Below are 14,611 nucleotides of genomic sequence, written 5' to 3' on the forward strand. Positions count from 1 at the left end.
CAGCTTTCATGCCGTCCGCCCCCATTCGGCATCCTGCAACAGCCGCCAATTGATCTTGTTGCTGGCGGTGCGCGGCAGGGACTCGACGAAGACGACGGCGCGCGGCGCCTTGTAGCTCGCCATCGCGCTGCGCGCCCAGCCGACGATGTCGCCCTCCGACGTCGTGGTGCGCGCGGCGTCATCGAGCACCACCAGCGCCTTGACGGTCTCACCGCGATAGCCGTCCGGCGCTGAAATGATGCAGCATTCCCGGATGGCGCGGTTCTGGTACATCGCCGCCTCGACCTCGGCCGGCCACACCTTGAAGCCGCTGACATTGATCATCCGCTTGAGGCGGTCGACGGCGAAGAAATAGCCGCCGGCATCGCGGTAGCCGAGATCGCCCGTGCGCAGGAACCGCTTGCCGTCCCGTTCGATGAAGGCCTCAGCATCCGCCTCCGGCCTGTTCCAGTAACCCTGCAGCACCTGCGGCCCGTGCACGATGATCTCGCCGACGACATTGTCGTCGAGCTCGACCAGGCTTTCGGGATCGATCACCCTGGCGTCGGTCTCGTGCACGGCGATGCCGAGGCACTGCCGCTTCGGCGCCTCCATCGGATTGAGGTGCGTCGGAGACATCGTCTCGGTCATGCCGTAGCCCTCGACGAAATCGAGCCCAAACCGCCCCTTCAGCCGTTCCGCGACGGCTGTCGGCATCGCCGCGCCGCCACCAGTCAGCACCTTGAGCTTCGCAAAACATTTGTCGCGGAAGCCGGCGCTGGCGAGCACATCCACGATCATGGTCGGGGCGGCGTTCCAGAATGTGACGCCATAGGTCTCGAACAAATCCGGCAGCAGATCCTCGTCCCAGCGCGCCATCAGCAGCAGCGTGGCTCCGATGACCATGGCCGCATTCATCGAGCCCTGCATGCCCGCGACATGGAACAGCGGCATGAAGCCGGTCATCACGGCGCTGCCATCGAGCCCATACCAGCGGGCCTGCAAGACGGCGGTGAACAGCGCACTGCGATGCGTGTGCATGCACGCCTTGGGCTTGCCTGTGGTGCCCGAGGTATAGGGCAGGATCATGAGATCATCCGGACCTGCGGTCATCATGCCCGGCTTCAGGCCTTGCGCGATCGCGGACGACCAGGAATGCCAGCCCGGCGACGACGGCACTTCCGCCGGCGCCTCCGTCACACATGATGGCAGCGTATAGGGCGTTGCGACTGGAATCTCGTCGCGATACTGCGCGACGATCGCATGCCTGATGACCTCGCCCAGAAGCGGCGCAAACACATCGCTCAGTTCGCTCCCGATGATTGCAACCTTGGCCCCGCTGTCCACGGCGAGATACGCGATCTCGGCGGTCTTGTTCATGGGATTGACGGGTACGATCACGGCGTCCGCCCGCATCACAGCGTAGTAAGCGATGACATATTGCGGCGAGTTCTGCAGCGCGATCATGACGCGGTCGCCGCGCTTGACGCCGCAGGCGCCCTGCAGGAAGCCAGCCATGGCATCGACTCGGTCGCGCAGCTCGGCATAGCTCAGGCTTGCCCCGTAGAACATTGTGGCCGGATGCGTTGGCCGTTCACCTGCAGCGCGCGCCAGCGCGTCGTAGAGCGTCCCCTCCGGCATCGCGAGATGCCAGGGCTCGTCCGCCGGCCAGGCCGGTGACCTCAGGGACTTTGTGTGATTCACCCGCGCTCCTCGTCGGCGATATCAAGACCGTGGTCGAGCGCGTCCAGAAGCAGGTCGGCCTCCGACTCGGTGATCACCAGCGGCGGCGCCAGGAACAGCGAGGTCTGCTCGCCGCTGGTCCCGATCACGGCACCGGCTTCCAGCGCCCGCTCCGCAACACGCGAGGCGATCGGCACTTCGGTCGTGTCGGCGCGCCATGTGCGCCAATCCGGCCCGTGCAGCTCCACCGTCCAGTGCAGCCCCTGCCCCGCGACGCGCTGAACGCTCGGATGCTTTTGCGCGATTGCGAGGAGGCGGCGGGTGAACAGCTTCTCTAGATTGTGCACGTGGTCCAGAATCCTGTCCTCACTGATGACCTTCAGATAAGCGCTCACCGCCGCCATGCTGATCGGATGGCCACGCAGCGTGCCGTAGTTCTGCCAGCTCGTGCCCTTCAGCCGCTCGACGATGTCTTTGGACACCACGACAGCGGCCACGGCCGCCGCGCCGCCGCCGAGCGACTTTCCGAGCGTCACGATATCGGGCCGGCTCTGCGCGCCCTGGAACGCGAACCAGCGGCCCGCGCGGCCGGCGCCCGTGACGACCTCGTCCGCGATCCAGTACGAGCCGGCCTGCCGGGCGCAGCGCGCGACCTCATCCTGATAGGCACCGTCGTAATAGATGCCGCCTTGCGTGTAGTCGATGATCGTCGCCGCCGTGTCCGAGAGCAGGCGCGGGGCGTCCGCGAGATATTCGCTCGGCGGCGCATTGTTGGCCGGCGCGCCATAGATCGCCCCATCCGGCGCCGGCAGGATCCGCACCGGCGCCATCGGTGCCGGCAGTTTTGAGCCGCCGACGTGCACGGCGAGGCCGCCGTGCCATTGCGGCTGCACCGTCATGCTGCGCGACAGCCCGGTGATGCCGTGATAGGCGCGCTCGCGCGTCGCCAGCGCCGAGCGCTGCGTCAGCGCCTGGCACAGCGACAACGCCATGTCGTTGGCCTCGCTGCCGCTGATGCAGAAACGCACCGCGCCGACCCAGTCTTCTTCGCCGTTGAAGGCGATGGCCATCAGATCGTCGGCGGCCTCCTCGCGGCCGATCCAGGTCCACCCCTCGTTGACGACGGGCGTATCCGCCGCGCGGCGGATCGCCTCCACCATGGCGGGATGGCGATGGCCGAGACCGCCACCGGTGTTGCTGCCGTCGATCAGCTTGCGGCCGTCCGCAAGGTGAAAGTAGACGCCCTCGCCGCCGACCACGGCCATCGGCGCGGCCTCGCCCGCATTCAGCCCGGTTCGCAACAATCTGCTCATCGCCACTGCCTCACTCCGCCGGAACGGCGCCGTAGCCACCGCCACCGCACATCTCGATCGTGACGAGATCGCCTTGCTGCAATACGAGATTCGACTTGCCGTCGATGGCGACGTTGGCGCCCTGCCGGACCAGCGAGATGCGGCAGGCCTTGCCCGACTCGCCGCCCTGCATGCCCCACGGCGCCATCACCATGCGTTCGACGCAGGTGGTCAGGTGCATCGAGGGCGCCAGGATGCGGTAGGTGCGGACCGAGCCGTCACCGCCGCGATGCGCGCCCGCGCCGCCGGAATTCCGGCGGATGGCCTGCTGCTCGAGCCGGATCGCGTAATTCGCCTCGATCACCTCGACCGGCGTGTTCGAGGTGTTGGACAGATGCACGCGGGTCGCGGACGTGCCGGCCCGATCGTGCCGCGCGCCTTCGCCACCGCCATGGACTTCATAGAGCATCTTCCACGACCCGTTCGGCCGCGGCTCGGCGAAGAACAGCACACCCGCGGTGGTCGCACCGCCCGCGGACAGGCGCTCGGGAATGGTGTCCTGCATGGCACGGAAAATCGCATCGACGATGCGCATGGAGGTCTCGTGATTGCCGGCGGCAACGGAGGCGGTCCAGCCGGGCTCGAGGATCGAGCCCGGGCGCGTGATGATGGTCAGCGGCCGCAGCGCGCCGGCATTCTGCTGCATGTCGCGTCCGCTCATGATGCGCGCGGCATAGGCGACCGCCGAGCGCGCCATGAACGGCGTCGTGTTGCAGAAATTGGAGACGCGGTCGCAGCTTCCGGAGAGATCGAAGGTCGCTTCATCCCCGCGAATGGTGATCTTCACATGGATCCGCGCCGGCGCATTGTTCGCGCTGCCGTCGTCGAGATAATCCTCGCCCTCGTAGACGCCATCCGGCAGATCGCGCAGCGCTTCCCGCATCTCAATTTCGGAGAGGTCGTGCAGGCGCGACTGCGCCGCCATGAAGACGGCTTTGCCATGCTCGCGGCAGAGCTCGACGATGCGCTTCTCGCCGGCCTTGGTCGCCGCGATCTGGGCAAGAAGGTCGCCCTCGCAGGATTCGGCATCGCGGACATTGGCCTTGAGCAGCTGCACGATCGGCGTGTTGAGGCCGGCTGCCGTTGCGATCAGCACCGGCGGAATCCGCATCGCCTCCTGGAAGGTATCGACCGCCTTGGCGAAATAGCTGCCGGGCCAGGTGCCGCCGATGTCGGGCCAATGCGCGAGGCTGACTGCAAAGGCGACGATCTCGCCGTCGAAGAAGACGGGACGCACGACCTTGACGTCGTTGAGATGATTGCCGCCGAGCGCGCCGACATTGTAGATCACGACGTCGCCGTCGTTCAGGCCATCGCGCGGCATCACCTTCAACAGTTCGGGGATGGTGTAGGCCATCGCGCCGAGGTGGATCGGGATATCGCGGCCCTGCCCGACCAGGCCGCCGTGGCCATCGGTGATCGCCGACGAGAGGTCGCCGGCCTCGCGCAAGAGCGGCGAGCGCGCCGAACGCGTCATGACGAGGCTCATCTCCTCGGCCGCGGCGGAGAGCCCGTGCCTGATGACCTCGACGACGAACGGATCGAGCTTCATGCCGCCCTCCGCGTCAGGAACAAATTGCCTGATGTATCAGGCTTTGCCTGCCAGCCCGGCGGCACCACCACTGTCGACCAGGCGTCTTCGATGATGGCGGGACCATTGATGGTCTCGGTGAGCGAGGCGCGGTCGACGATCGCGGTTGCGATGTCGTGGAAGCCGTCGAACGAGCAGGTGCGCGTGCCCGTAGACGCCGCCCGCGCCGCTGTCGCCGGCCGGCTGACAATTGTCGTTGACGGGCGACGCGCCTGCACCCGCACCGATTCGATGACGCAGGGCTCGCCGGTCGCATAGCCGAACAGCTCATGATGCCGCGTCAGGAAGTCCTGCTTCAGCCTGGCGACGTCGAGCGGCAGCGTGAAGGATACCGGAATGGCGTCATTCTGCGCCGCGTAGCGCATCAAGGCCACCAGCTCGACCTGGATCTCGGCCTTCGCAACATTGTTGGCGAGAAGCGGCGCCGAGGCATCGGCAATCAGGGCCTCCATCCGTTCCGAGACGCGCGCGAGATCGATGCCGTCAAGGGCGGCGCGAAGGGTCTGCTGCTGCAGGAAGCTGAAATCGGCGGTGAGGCAGCCCAGCGCCGAGAATGCGCTCGAGGCACTGGGCACGACCACCTCCGCAATGCCGTAGAGATCGGCAAGGCCCGCGGCATGCATCGGGCCGCCGCCGCCGAAGGCCAGCAGCGTGCAATCGCGCCCGTCGATGCCGCGCTCGACCGTGACGCGGCGGAGCGCGCGGGCCATGGTCGCGTTCGCGACCTTGATGATGCCGAGCGCCGTCTCCGTCAGGCTCAGCCCGAGCGCGCGGGCAATCGGCGCGATGACGCGCTTTGCGGCCGCGATGTCGATCCCGATGCGATCACCAAGCTTGGTCTCGGGATTGAGATAGCCGAGCACCGCATTGGCATCGGTGATGGTGGGCTCCGTGCCGCCACGGCCATAGCAGGCCGGGCCCGGCTCGGAGCCGGCGCTCTCCGGCCCGACCGTCAGGCCGCCGGGACCGTTGCGCACGATCGATCCGCCGCCGGCGCCGATCGAATGCACCGCGAGCATCGGCTGGCGCAGCGGCTTGTCGCCGAGCATGCGGCCGTCGGTCATTTCGGCCTGGCCGTCGACGATCAGGCACACGTCCGTCGTGGTGCCGCCCATGTCGAAGGTCAGCATCCGCGAGCAGTCGAGCTGGCGCGCGATGCTGACGGACGCGGAGACGCCCGCCGCCGGGCCCGACATCGCCATCACCAGCGGACGCTGCTTCACCGCCGAAATCGGGACCATGGCGCCGGCGGAGTGAAACACCTGCAGGCCGGGCCCGATCGGCAGCCGCTGCTCCAGCTCGCTGAGATATTCCACCGCGATCGGCATCGCGGCCGCGTTGAACACGGTCGCCGAGGTCCGCTCATATTCGCGCGCCTCGGGATTGACCTCGTGCGAGAGCGAGACGTGAGCGACCACATCCTTGAGCCGCTCGCCCAGCATCTTTTCATGCACCGGATTTGCATAAGCGTGAAGGAGCGCGACTGCGACGCTCTGCACGCCGGTCCCCTTCAGCCACGCCACCAGGCGTTCGACCTCCGCTTCCTCGAGCGCCTTCAGCACCCGCCCCTCATGATCGAGGCGCTCGGCGAGCCCGAAGCAGCGTTCTGGCGGCACCAGAGGCGGCGATTTCGGCGGAATGTCGAGCCGATAGAGATCGCGCCGGCGATAGCGCGCGATCTCGAGCACGTCGGCAAAGCCTTCGGTCGCGACCAGCGCCACCTTCGGCAGCCGGTTCTCGACGATCGCGTTGGTCACGCGCGTGGTGCCGTGGACGAAGCGCTTCACCTCGCTCTTGCGCAGGCCGACCGCCTCGATCGCCTCCAGCATCGCTTGCACCGGTGCGTCGGGGCGCGACGGCACCTTCGCAATTCGCGCTTCCGCGGAATCGCGCCGGATCGCGATGATGTCGGTGAAGGTGCCACCGATATCGGTGCCGACCTCCCAATGATTGCCGGGATCGCTCATCTGCACAATCAGCTACGCGTGACGTTCATCATCATTCCCTGTCATGCCATCACGTGCGAGCGTGCGACAGAGCGATGGCCGCGGGATAGGGTCAGAGTTGTCGCAAACCAAAGCGCTAGCAAGCCACCGGCCTTGCGCGGCGCAGCATCGGCTGCACGTTTCCGTGCAGCGCTGCTCGCGCAGAGAGCAGAAGGCCGCGAAGTCAAAATGTGCAGCGCACCCTTGGATTCTTCGAGGCAAATAGAAGCACCCGTTGCACTGCAATCGGATCGCACAAGGCCGTTTGTCTAATTTGCAGGCGATCGGTCGGCGGTGCGGGAGACAGCACTGACCAAGAGCTATGCACGCAGGTCGGCTCAGCCTCTCTTTATTGTACGGTCGGTAAGCGAGGACATCACCGGCCGCTGGTGGATAACCCGGCGCGCCGAACGGGTGGCGCCGGGTACGGAGATTTCGCGACTGGCTATGCGCTCGCCAGCCATGCCCGCAAGCGCCGCCAACCGATGACGATGCCGGTGATGGAGAACATCAGCCCGAGCGTACAGAGCCCGACAATGAGAGCGTCACGCAGCCGCGCATGAGCCAGCAGAATCGGGAAGTCGAGCGTGTGCAGCGCACTGTAGAGCCAGCGATAGACGCGGCGCGACGGGTCCAGCCTTTGCAGCAGCTTGCCATCGGCAGCATCGACATCGAACCAGAGATCGCCGCAGGTCGTGCGGTAGACTGGAGCCCCCGGAAGTGCGGATTGCGCCGGATAGCCGTCGTTGCCCGCGAGCAGAAGCGGTGCGGCACAGCCGGCGCCAAGGCGCGCCGTCAGGTCGCCGATCTCCTGCCTATCCAGGTATGGCGCCCGTCCGTCGCGTGGCCCGTCCCCTGCCCTGATCAAAGTCTGGTGGCCGAGCGCGATCCGATCGCGCCGATAGACCTTGCCGCCGAAGGTGAACCATTCGACCTCGCGGACCGAGGAGGGTAATGGCTGCGGATCGAGCTTTGCAGCCTCTCTCCAGTCCGGTGCGGCGTTCATCACGGCGGCCTCTGCCGACGTCAATTGCCCGCGCGAGAACAGGCGGCCGTGATCCATCGACAGCCAGCCGCTGAAGATCCAGGTCAGCACGAACACGGTCACGACAAGACCGATGATGTGATGCAGGGCGTGCCAGCCACGATAGGGCGAGGAGAGCTGGCGTCCCCGCATTTTCACACGCACGATTCCGAGCACCGCACCAAGCAATGCTGCGATCAGGGCCAGCAGCGACAGCGTCCAGACCACGCGATCCCACAGCGCCCAGCTGCTGCGCAGAACTGTCGGATAGATCCAGTGCAGCACGCTGCCGGCCCAGTTCCATCCGCGCTCGCTGCGCGTCGTATCCAGGACGACTTCGCCGGTCAGCGACGAAACGTAGACCTCCGCTCCAGGGGCATCGCCGAGAGCGGCGCGAAACAAGGGGCGATGCCGATCAAAACCGTTCGGCACGCTCCATTGATCGTAGTCCGACCGCGCGACGATTGCAGCGCGCGGCGCGTCGAGCCCGCGCTGACGTGAATAAGCTTGCACGATGGTGAGCGCGACATCGGCTGATGTCACCGACGCGTCTCCTCCATCGGAGGCGCGAACCGCTCGCGAACCTGTGGAGCCCGAGACGACGTAGACCGGTCCATCGCTCCGCTGGATCAGCCGAACACGCCTGGCATCGGCAATCCCGCTCGCCGCAACGGCGTCCGCGACCGAGATCCTCGTCCCGTCGCGATCGACCGGCACAAGTCCGGCAAATCGCTCCGCTTCCGTCAGCGACGGAAACGGGACGAAGTGCATGACGATCCCGCTCGCGAACCACATCGCGAACAGCAGACAGAACGCGATGCCGAGCCAGCGATGCGTGAGGACGATCGCGCCCATCATGCGCTCAGGGCCTCACCATTTGAACGCGGCCGATATTTCATAGGTGCGCGGCGCGCCCAGGAGGATCTGGTCCGGATAGAACGGATCGCCCCAGATCGCATAGCGCTTATCAGTGATGTTGCGGACACGGAAGGTCAGGCGGGCCTGGTCGACCGCATTGAACGCCGTCCTCGGGATGTCGACGAAGGCGTAGACGTCGGCCACGGTGTAGGCCTTCATCGTCACGACGTTGGCATCGGTGTTGTAGCGGTCGCCGACATGACGACCGGTGATGCCAAGCTCCACCGGCCATGGTGTGAAGAAGCGATACGACGCGCCGGCATTGGCGACGATACGAGGCACGTTTGGCGGCGTGTTGCCGGAGAACGAGCCGCCGGCAAAATGGTAGTCGGCATAGCGCGCATCGACATAGGCGATGTTGCCCCAGAGCCGCAGCGGCTCGATCGGGCGTATCGAGGCGGCAAGCTCGACGCCTTTCGACTCCTGTCGTCCGGCGATGTTGAGCTGCATGCCGCCGGCCGCCGCATAGACGTTCTTGCGCAGGATGTCGTAGGCCGAGAACGACCATTCCGCCCGGTTGTCCCAGAACAGGTGCTTGACACCGGTCTCATAGGTGCGCGCGGTGGTCAGATCGAGCGGCTGGGTGGGCGAGAGCAGGAAGATGTTGTTGGCTGCGACGTCGGCGCCGGTGGCGTATTGGCTGAAGAAGGTGAGGCCGGGAACGGCCTCCCAGGTGAAGCCGATGCGGCCCGTCACCGGCGCCCAGTCTTTCGTGAATGGGAAGCCCGCCTTCTCGACACCGTTCTTATCGGTCGAGTTGCGGTCGAGCCCGATGTGCTCGACGCGCAGGCCGCCGATCAGCGCGAAGCTGCGCGTCAGCTTCAGCCGGTCCTCGAATGACAGCGCCTCGTTGTCGATGCGCGCGGTCTGCTGCTGCGTCGTGAGCAGGCCGTAGAAACCGCGGTTGGGGTCGACCAGCGAAACGGAATCGCCGGGAAAGTTTGCCGCACCGGGCCTGACGAAATCGAGATAGCTCGACGACAGCGTCGTCACGAGCCGATTGTCGAAGCCCGCAATATTTGTATCCCAGATCAGGTCTGTGATGTTGCCGACCAGCCGCTGGCTATGGGCGACATAGAAACGCTCGCGATCGACCAGGTTCGTGGTGGAATTGAACGCCTCGATCTCGTTATTGAACCAGGTCCGTTCCGCGCCATAGCCATAGGCCTGACTTTTCAGCGTGAGGTCAGGCGCGAGCTTCAGCTCGAAGCCGCCACGCAGCCACACTTCCTGCGCCACGTTGCGGTTATCGAGAACGTTGTAATTGGTGTTGAAGGTGCGGTCGTCGATGGTGACGGCACCGAGATTGGTTCCGTTGTAATTCGAGACGTAATTTCCGGAGACGATCCCCGTCGTCGCATGCGAACCGCTGAAGGTGATCGGCACCAGCGGCGCGCCCCAATAGGCCTTCGAGCGGTCTTCGCGATATTCGACCGCACCCCAGATCCTGAGGCTGTCGGAAACACGGTAGTTGAGCTGGCCCGACGTGCCGAACGTCTTGACATTGGTGTCATCGGCAAAGCCGTTGAGGGCGGAACGGCTGATATCGAAGCGATAGTCCAGTCCCTGCACATTGGTGCTGCCACCTGAGCCATAATGGGCACGGAACGAGTTCAGCGAGTCCCAGGAGAAATCGGCCTCGTTGCGGACAGCTCCGGTGTGCGGCTGCTTGGTGACGAAGTTGATGGCGCCGCCCGCGGCGCCCTCGCCCGAAATCAGCGAGGCCGGGCCCTTGAGGAATTCCACAGCCTCCAGATTGGCGGTATCCACGATCCGCGAGGTCATGTTCTGCGGACCGATCTTGATGCCGTTGTAGAGCGTGTTGATCTGGCTGTTGGTGAAGCCGCGCATGGAGAAGGCGGAAGGTTCGGCCGGGTTGTCGCCGGAGGTGACGCCGACGGCGCCCTGCGCCACCTCGGACACGGTGCGATAGCCCTGCTCGCGCATGGTTTCGGCGGAGACAACTTCGACGGTCGCGGGCGTCTGCCGCACCGTCAGGCCGAGCCGCGAGGCGCTTTCGGCAACGGCGTTGGAGTTGAGCGGCGTTTGCGGCGTCGAATCCGGCGTGACGGGTCTTGGCGCTGCGGATACAGCCGCCGGCCTGCGCGCTGCCGCGCGGCGCGCGCTCTGCGCCGTTCCTGCTGCCGGTTTGGCCGGCTTGCGGGCCTGGGCGGGCGACACCTCGATGGGCGGCAGCGGCTCTCGGGCCTGCTGCGCCAGAGCGGCAGGCGGACCAAGAGCGGCGAAGGACGTGAACGCGGCGGAAACCAGCAGGACGCGGCGCGGTCGTGCGATACGGATGGAAGACACAGGTGAAAACCTCGGTATGACGTCAGTGGCACGTCACAGCGAACGAGGTTTCACCTTCGGCCTTAGCCGTCCGATGAAGCCGAATGTCTGTACTCCCCGACCGACATCTTCGCGTGTGACCACGGCTGACGGCAGGTCTCCTGGCTCGCGGGTCGTGACCGCTTCGTCGCCTTCCCGGGACCGAGGACCCAGTGGCTCGTGACGAAGGATTCACCGCTTACAGTTGCGGGGGCAGCCGCGGCATTGGGGACAATTTTCCCCGCACCGCATTCCCTTTTCATTCCCTCTCGGGAAAACCGTCGTGAGCATCTAGGATTACCACCAAGACAGAGTCAATGTGCCAGTTGCGGCGTTGTGGCCACAGCAACCAACTTTCCCTGGAGATGAGCATGGAAGGCGAGACCTTCCTCTGGTTGATCAGGCATGCGGCCGTCGCGGGCGTGACCGGGACGATCCATGCGGCCGATGCGCGGGCCGACCTCGGCGATCACGCTGCATTGGCGGCCCTAAGGCAGCTGTTGCCCGCGGATGTCGCCGGCTATGCCAGCCCGTCGCGGCGCACGGTCGAGACGGCGCGCGCGCTGGGGCTCGAACCGGAGCTGATCAGCGAGTTTCGCGAGCAGGATTTCGGCGACTGGACCGGCCATCGGCATGACGAGCTCGCCGCGACCGGCGGCGAGGCCTACGCGCAGGTCTGGCGCGATCCCGCGCACGGACGGCCGCCGAACGGCGAGAGCTTTGCGGATCAGGTCGCCCGCGTCCGCCTGGGCCTGGCGCAGATTGGCGCAGGCTCCACGGCGCTGGTCGTTCATTCCGGCACCATTCGTGCCACGCTCTGCATCGCGCTCGATCTCACACCGGAAGCTGCGCTGCGCTTCGTAGTCGATCCGCTGTCGCTGACCCGGATCGACCGGCTGGCGGGCGGCTGGCGTGTCGTGTCGGTCAATCAGCGCGTGGCTTGAGCCGCATCAAGACGGTCGATCCGGCACGTTGGCCTGCGCGAACGTCGTCATGCCGTTGTGAAGTGCGCACGCCGAGCGCACCAGCGGCAGCGCGATCGCCGCCCCCGATCCCTCGCCGAGTCTGAGATCGAGGCTGATCAGCGGCTGCACATTCAGCGCGCGCAACACCAGCCGATGTCCCTGCTCGGCCGATTGATGTGAAGGCAACAGGAACGGCTGGCAGGACGGGTTGAGGCGCACCGCCGTCAGCGCCGCCACCGAGACGATAAAGCCGTCGATCAACACGGGGATGCGGCGTTGCGCGGCCGCGATGATCGCACCCGAGATCGCCGCAATCTCGAGGCCGCCGACCGCGCACAGGATTTTTTCGGGTGACGCCCCCGCAACGCCGTGATGCGCGATCGCCGCATCGATCACCCGCACCTTGTGCGCGCGGCCCGACGCACCGACGCCGGTGCCGCTGCCCGCGATCTCGTCGGCACTCACACCGAGCAGGCTCGCAGCAATCGCTGCTGAGGTCGTGGTGTTGCCGATCCCCATCTCGCCGAAGATCAAGAGATCAGGCCGGCCGGCCTCGGCGCGCGCCACCGCGCGCTGGCCGGCCTCGAAGGCGAAGGCCAATTCCGTGGGCGTGAGCGCGGCCTCGACACTGAAATCGCGGGTGCCGCTGCGCGGCTTGTCAGTGACGATTCCCGCGATCTGCGCCTCGGTCAGCGTGCCGGCGTCGACCACCTCGAGGCTCGAACCCAGCTCGCGCGCCAGCACCGAGATCGCGGCGCCACCGGCAGCAAAATTCGTCATCATCGCGATGGTGACGGCTTGCGGATAGGCCGACACGCCCTGCGCGACGATGCCGTGGTCGCCGGCGAAGATGATGATCGGCACCCGCGCGGCGCGCGGTTGCTCGGTGGCCTGCAGGCCCGCAAGCTCGATTGCGAGCTGCTCGAGCCGGCCGAGCGCGCCGGTCGGCTTCGTCAGTTGCGCCTGCCGCGCAATGGCCGCCTCGCGATGAACAGCGGAGACCTCGGGGCAGTTCTGATAAACCCATTCGGGAAGCATGCTGCTCAACGCCTGCGTTTGATGATGTAGCTATCCATGATCCAGCCGTGCCGCTCGCGCGCCTCTTGCCGCAACGCGACGATGCGCGGGCCGACCTCGGCCAGCGCGCCGGACATGATGATCTGATCGGGCATGCCGAGATAGGCCCCCCACCAGATGTGAAGCCCGGCCGGATCCAGCGATTGGAACGCCGTGCCGCCATCGAGCATCACGACGACGGTATCGACGCCCTGCGGCCAGCCGCCTTCGCGCAAGCGCCGCCCCGTCGTGACCAGGAACGGCTCGCCGATGTCGTTGAGCGGCAGCGCATGCGCCGCGCACAGCGCCTGGATCGAGGTGATCCCCGGCACGACCTCGATTGTCGGCAATGGATCGAGCCGCCGCGCAATGCGCAGCGAGGAGTCGTAGAGCGACGGATCGCCCCAGATCAGCAACGCGACCTTGCCGTCATCTTCGAGATGCCCAGCGATCCTCTGCGACCAGGTCGCGGCCACCGCATCGTGCCAATCGTCGACGCCCTTGCGGTAGTCCGACTCGGTCGCATCGCGCACGGGAAGATCGAATTCGGCGATGCGCGTCGTTTTGTTGGTGAGCACACCGGCGCAGATCGTTCGCCTGAGATCGGCGAGATCGGATTTTGCCGTTCCCTTGCGCGGGATCAGGATGAGATCGGCGGCGTTGATGGCGTCAACGGCGGCGCGCGTAAGCTGCGCGGGATCGCCGCAACCGATGCCGATCAGGGAGAGCGTGAGCATCGCGAGCGCGATGGGCGGCCACACCGGCCGCCCATCGCTGATCTCTTACGCCGCGTTGTGCAGGCGCGGGGTGACGAGGCCGGGCGCGGTGACGCCGCGCAGCGACTTCGCCAGCGCCAGCACCGCGAGATCGGCGAGCGGTTCGATCACGATCACCAGCGCATAAGCGGCAGCGAACGTCCCGACGCTGGCGAGGTTGCTCATCGCAAAGCCGGAGCCATAGAGCGCCCAGAACGCCACCCATGCGATCACGCCGGCCTGGTAGGTCGTCGAAAGCGCCAGCGCCTGACCGTATTTCAAATCGACATAGGCGGTGTTGCGAGGGATGATCCGCGTGGCGATCGCCTGGATCGCGAACAGCGGCACCAGCAGCGTGGTGACGTTCATGCCGTATTGCGGCAGATCGACTGGCTCCAGCAGCATGCCCTGAAGCAGCAGGCCAAATGCAAGGCCGAAGGCGGCGGGCGCAGCACCAAAGAGCAGGAACAAGGTCGAGCCGAGGATGAAGTGCACCTCTGATACCCCAACCGGAAAGTGCGGCAGGATCTCGAAGAAGACGAAGACGAGAGCGGTGGTGGCCAGTGTCCGCGCCGCGAACGAGCCGGCGCCCTGCTCGCGCACGGTCTCGACCGCGAGCTTCAAGGCAACGCCGCCTGCGGCGATGCCGGTTGCGTAACTCAACACGAGCTTGGCGCCCGTCACGATCCCGGGTTCGATATGCATGGCTCAATTCCTTTCCGCCGTCACACCCGACGGCCTTGGCCTCAATACGTGCACGGCCGGTCTCCTGGCTCGCGGTTCACTGGGTTCTCCGGCCTTCCCGGACCTTGCGGTCCAGTGGCGGTTCGGAGGCCCTCACCGCTTACAGTCGCGGGGGCGGCTGGGGTTTTGGGCGCCGCAACTGGGTCCGCCCATCCCCATTCCCGATTATGCTCCGGCGCTTTGCGCCGCGTCGAGCACCATGCCGCTCTTGTGTGCCCCTTTCGCATCGCG

Annotated in this window: 10 protein-coding genes and 2 riboswitches; of the genes, 1 reads left to right on the forward strand and 9 read right to left on the reverse strand. The window is 66.2% G+C overall.

Annotation, left to right across the window (positions count from 1 at the left end):
* Positions 1-6: 6 nt before the first annotated feature.
* The 6 genes from ACTEK7_RS07800 to ACTEK7_RS07825 all read right to left on the reverse strand — a co-directional run bounded on the left by ACTEK7_RS07800 (position 7) and on the right by ACTEK7_RS07825 (position 10,842).
* Positions 7-1,683, reverse strand: a complete 1,677-nt coding sequence (locus ACTEK7_RS07800) for a long-chain-fatty-acid--CoA ligase (protein ID WP_225145914.1) — start codon at positions 1,681-1,683, stop codon at positions 7-9.
* Positions 1,680-2,975 (reverse strand): class-III pyridoxal-phosphate-dependent aminotransferase, encoded by a 1,296-nt coding sequence (locus ACTEK7_RS07805; protein ID WP_225145915.1) that lies wholly within the window; start codon positions 2,973-2,975, stop codon positions 1,680-1,682. The genes ACTEK7_RS07800 and ACTEK7_RS07805 overlap by 4 nt, the downstream gene beginning before the upstream one ends.
* A gap of 10 nt (positions 2,976-2,985) precedes the next feature.
* The gene (locus ACTEK7_RS07810) at positions 2,986-4,566 is read right to left on the reverse strand and encodes a hydantoinase B/oxoprolinase family protein (protein ID WP_225145916.1); all 1,581 of its coding nucleotides are present in this window, start codon (positions 4,564-4,566) and stop codon (positions 2,986-2,988) included.
* Positions 4,563-6,572, reverse strand: coding sequence for a hydantoinase/oxoprolinase family protein (locus ACTEK7_RS07815; protein WP_225145917.1), 2,010 nt, complete (start codon positions 6,570-6,572; stop codon positions 4,563-4,565). The genes ACTEK7_RS07810 and ACTEK7_RS07815 overlap by 4 nt, the downstream gene beginning before the upstream one ends.
* Before the next feature lie 463 nt (positions 6,573-7,035).
* A complete protein-coding gene (locus ACTEK7_RS07820) occupies positions 7,036-8,472 on the reverse strand; it encodes a PepSY domain-containing protein (RefSeq protein WP_225145918.1) in 1,437 nt (478 codons plus the stop codon).
* A 12-nt stretch (positions 8,473-8,484) separates the two neighbouring features.
* Entirely contained in the window at positions 8,485-10,842 is a 2,358-nt protein-coding gene (locus tag ACTEK7_RS07825; protein WP_225145919.1) for a TonB-dependent receptor, read from the reverse strand.
* 113 nt (positions 10,843-10,955) lie between these two features.
* Positions 10,956-11,158, reverse strand: a riboswitch (cobalamin riboswitch).
* A 73-nt stretch (positions 11,159-11,231) separates the two neighbouring features.
* Between ACTEK7_RS07825 and ACTEK7_RS07830 the strand changes: the two genes are divergently transcribed.
* Entirely contained in the window at positions 11,232-11,804 is a 573-nt protein-coding gene (locus ACTEK7_RS07830) for a histidine phosphatase family protein (protein WP_225145920.1), read from the forward strand.
* A gap of 6 nt (positions 11,805-11,810) precedes the next feature.
* On the opposite strand, the gene cobT is transcribed toward ACTEK7_RS07830, so the two are convergent.
* From cobT to ACTEK7_RS07845, 3 genes are read right to left on the reverse strand one after another with little or no spacing between them, the layout of a single operon-like run.
* Positions 11,811-12,863 (reverse strand): nicotinate-nucleotide--dimethylbenzimidazole phosphoribosyltransferase, encoded by a 1,053-nt coding sequence (cobT, locus tag ACTEK7_RS07835; RefSeq protein WP_225145921.1) that lies wholly within the window; start codon positions 12,861-12,863, stop codon positions 11,811-11,813.
* A gap of 5 nt (positions 12,864-12,868) precedes the next feature.
* Positions 12,869-13,618, reverse strand: a complete 750-nt coding sequence (gene cobF, locus ACTEK7_RS07840; protein ID WP_225146225.1) for a precorrin-6A synthase (deacetylating) — start codon at positions 13,616-13,618, stop codon at positions 12,869-12,871.
* A 45-nt stretch (positions 13,619-13,663) separates the two neighbouring features.
* The gene (locus ACTEK7_RS07845) at positions 13,664-14,341 is read right to left on the reverse strand and encodes an energy-coupling factor ABC transporter permease (RefSeq protein WP_225111828.1); all 678 of its coding nucleotides are present in this window, start codon (positions 14,339-14,341) and stop codon (positions 13,664-13,666) included.
* Between the two features lie 37 nt (positions 14,342-14,378).
* A riboswitch (cobalamin riboswitch) is annotated at positions 14,379-14,597 on the reverse strand.
* Positions 14,598-14,611: the final 14 nt, after the last annotated feature.

Source organism: Bradyrhizobium sp. JHI2711, assembly GCF_056156565.1.

Coding starts and splice junctions, on each gene's coding strand:
- cobF (WP_225146225.1), bottom strand. CDS start 13,618: ATGCTCACGCTCTCCCTGATCGGCATCGGTTGCGGCGATCCCGCGCAG.
- ACTEK7_RS07810 (WP_225145916.1), bottom strand. CDS start 4,566: ATGAAGCTCGATCCGTTCGTCGTCGAGGTCATCAGGCACGGGCTCTCC.
- ACTEK7_RS07805 (WP_225145915.1), bottom strand. CDS start 2,975: ATGAGCAGATTGTTGCGAACCGGGCTGAATGCGGGCGAGGCCGCGCCG.
- ACTEK7_RS07830 (WP_225145920.1), top strand. CDS start 11,232: ATGGAAGGCGAGACCTTCCTCTGGTTGATCAGGCATGCGGCCGTCGCG.
- cobT (WP_225145921.1), bottom strand. CDS start 12,863: ATGCTTCCCGAATGGGTTTATCAGAACTGCCCCGAGGTCTCCGCTGTT.
- ACTEK7_RS07820 (WP_225145918.1), bottom strand. CDS start 8,472: ATGATGGGCGCGATCGTCCTCACGCATCGCTGGCTCGGCATCGCGTTC.
- ACTEK7_RS07845 (WP_225111828.1), bottom strand. CDS start 14,341: ATGCATATCGAACCCGGGATCGTGACGGGCGCCAAGCTCGTGTTGAGT.
- ACTEK7_RS07815 (WP_225145917.1), bottom strand. CDS start 6,572: ATGAGCGATCCCGGCAATCATTGGGAGGTCGGCACCGATATCGGTGGC.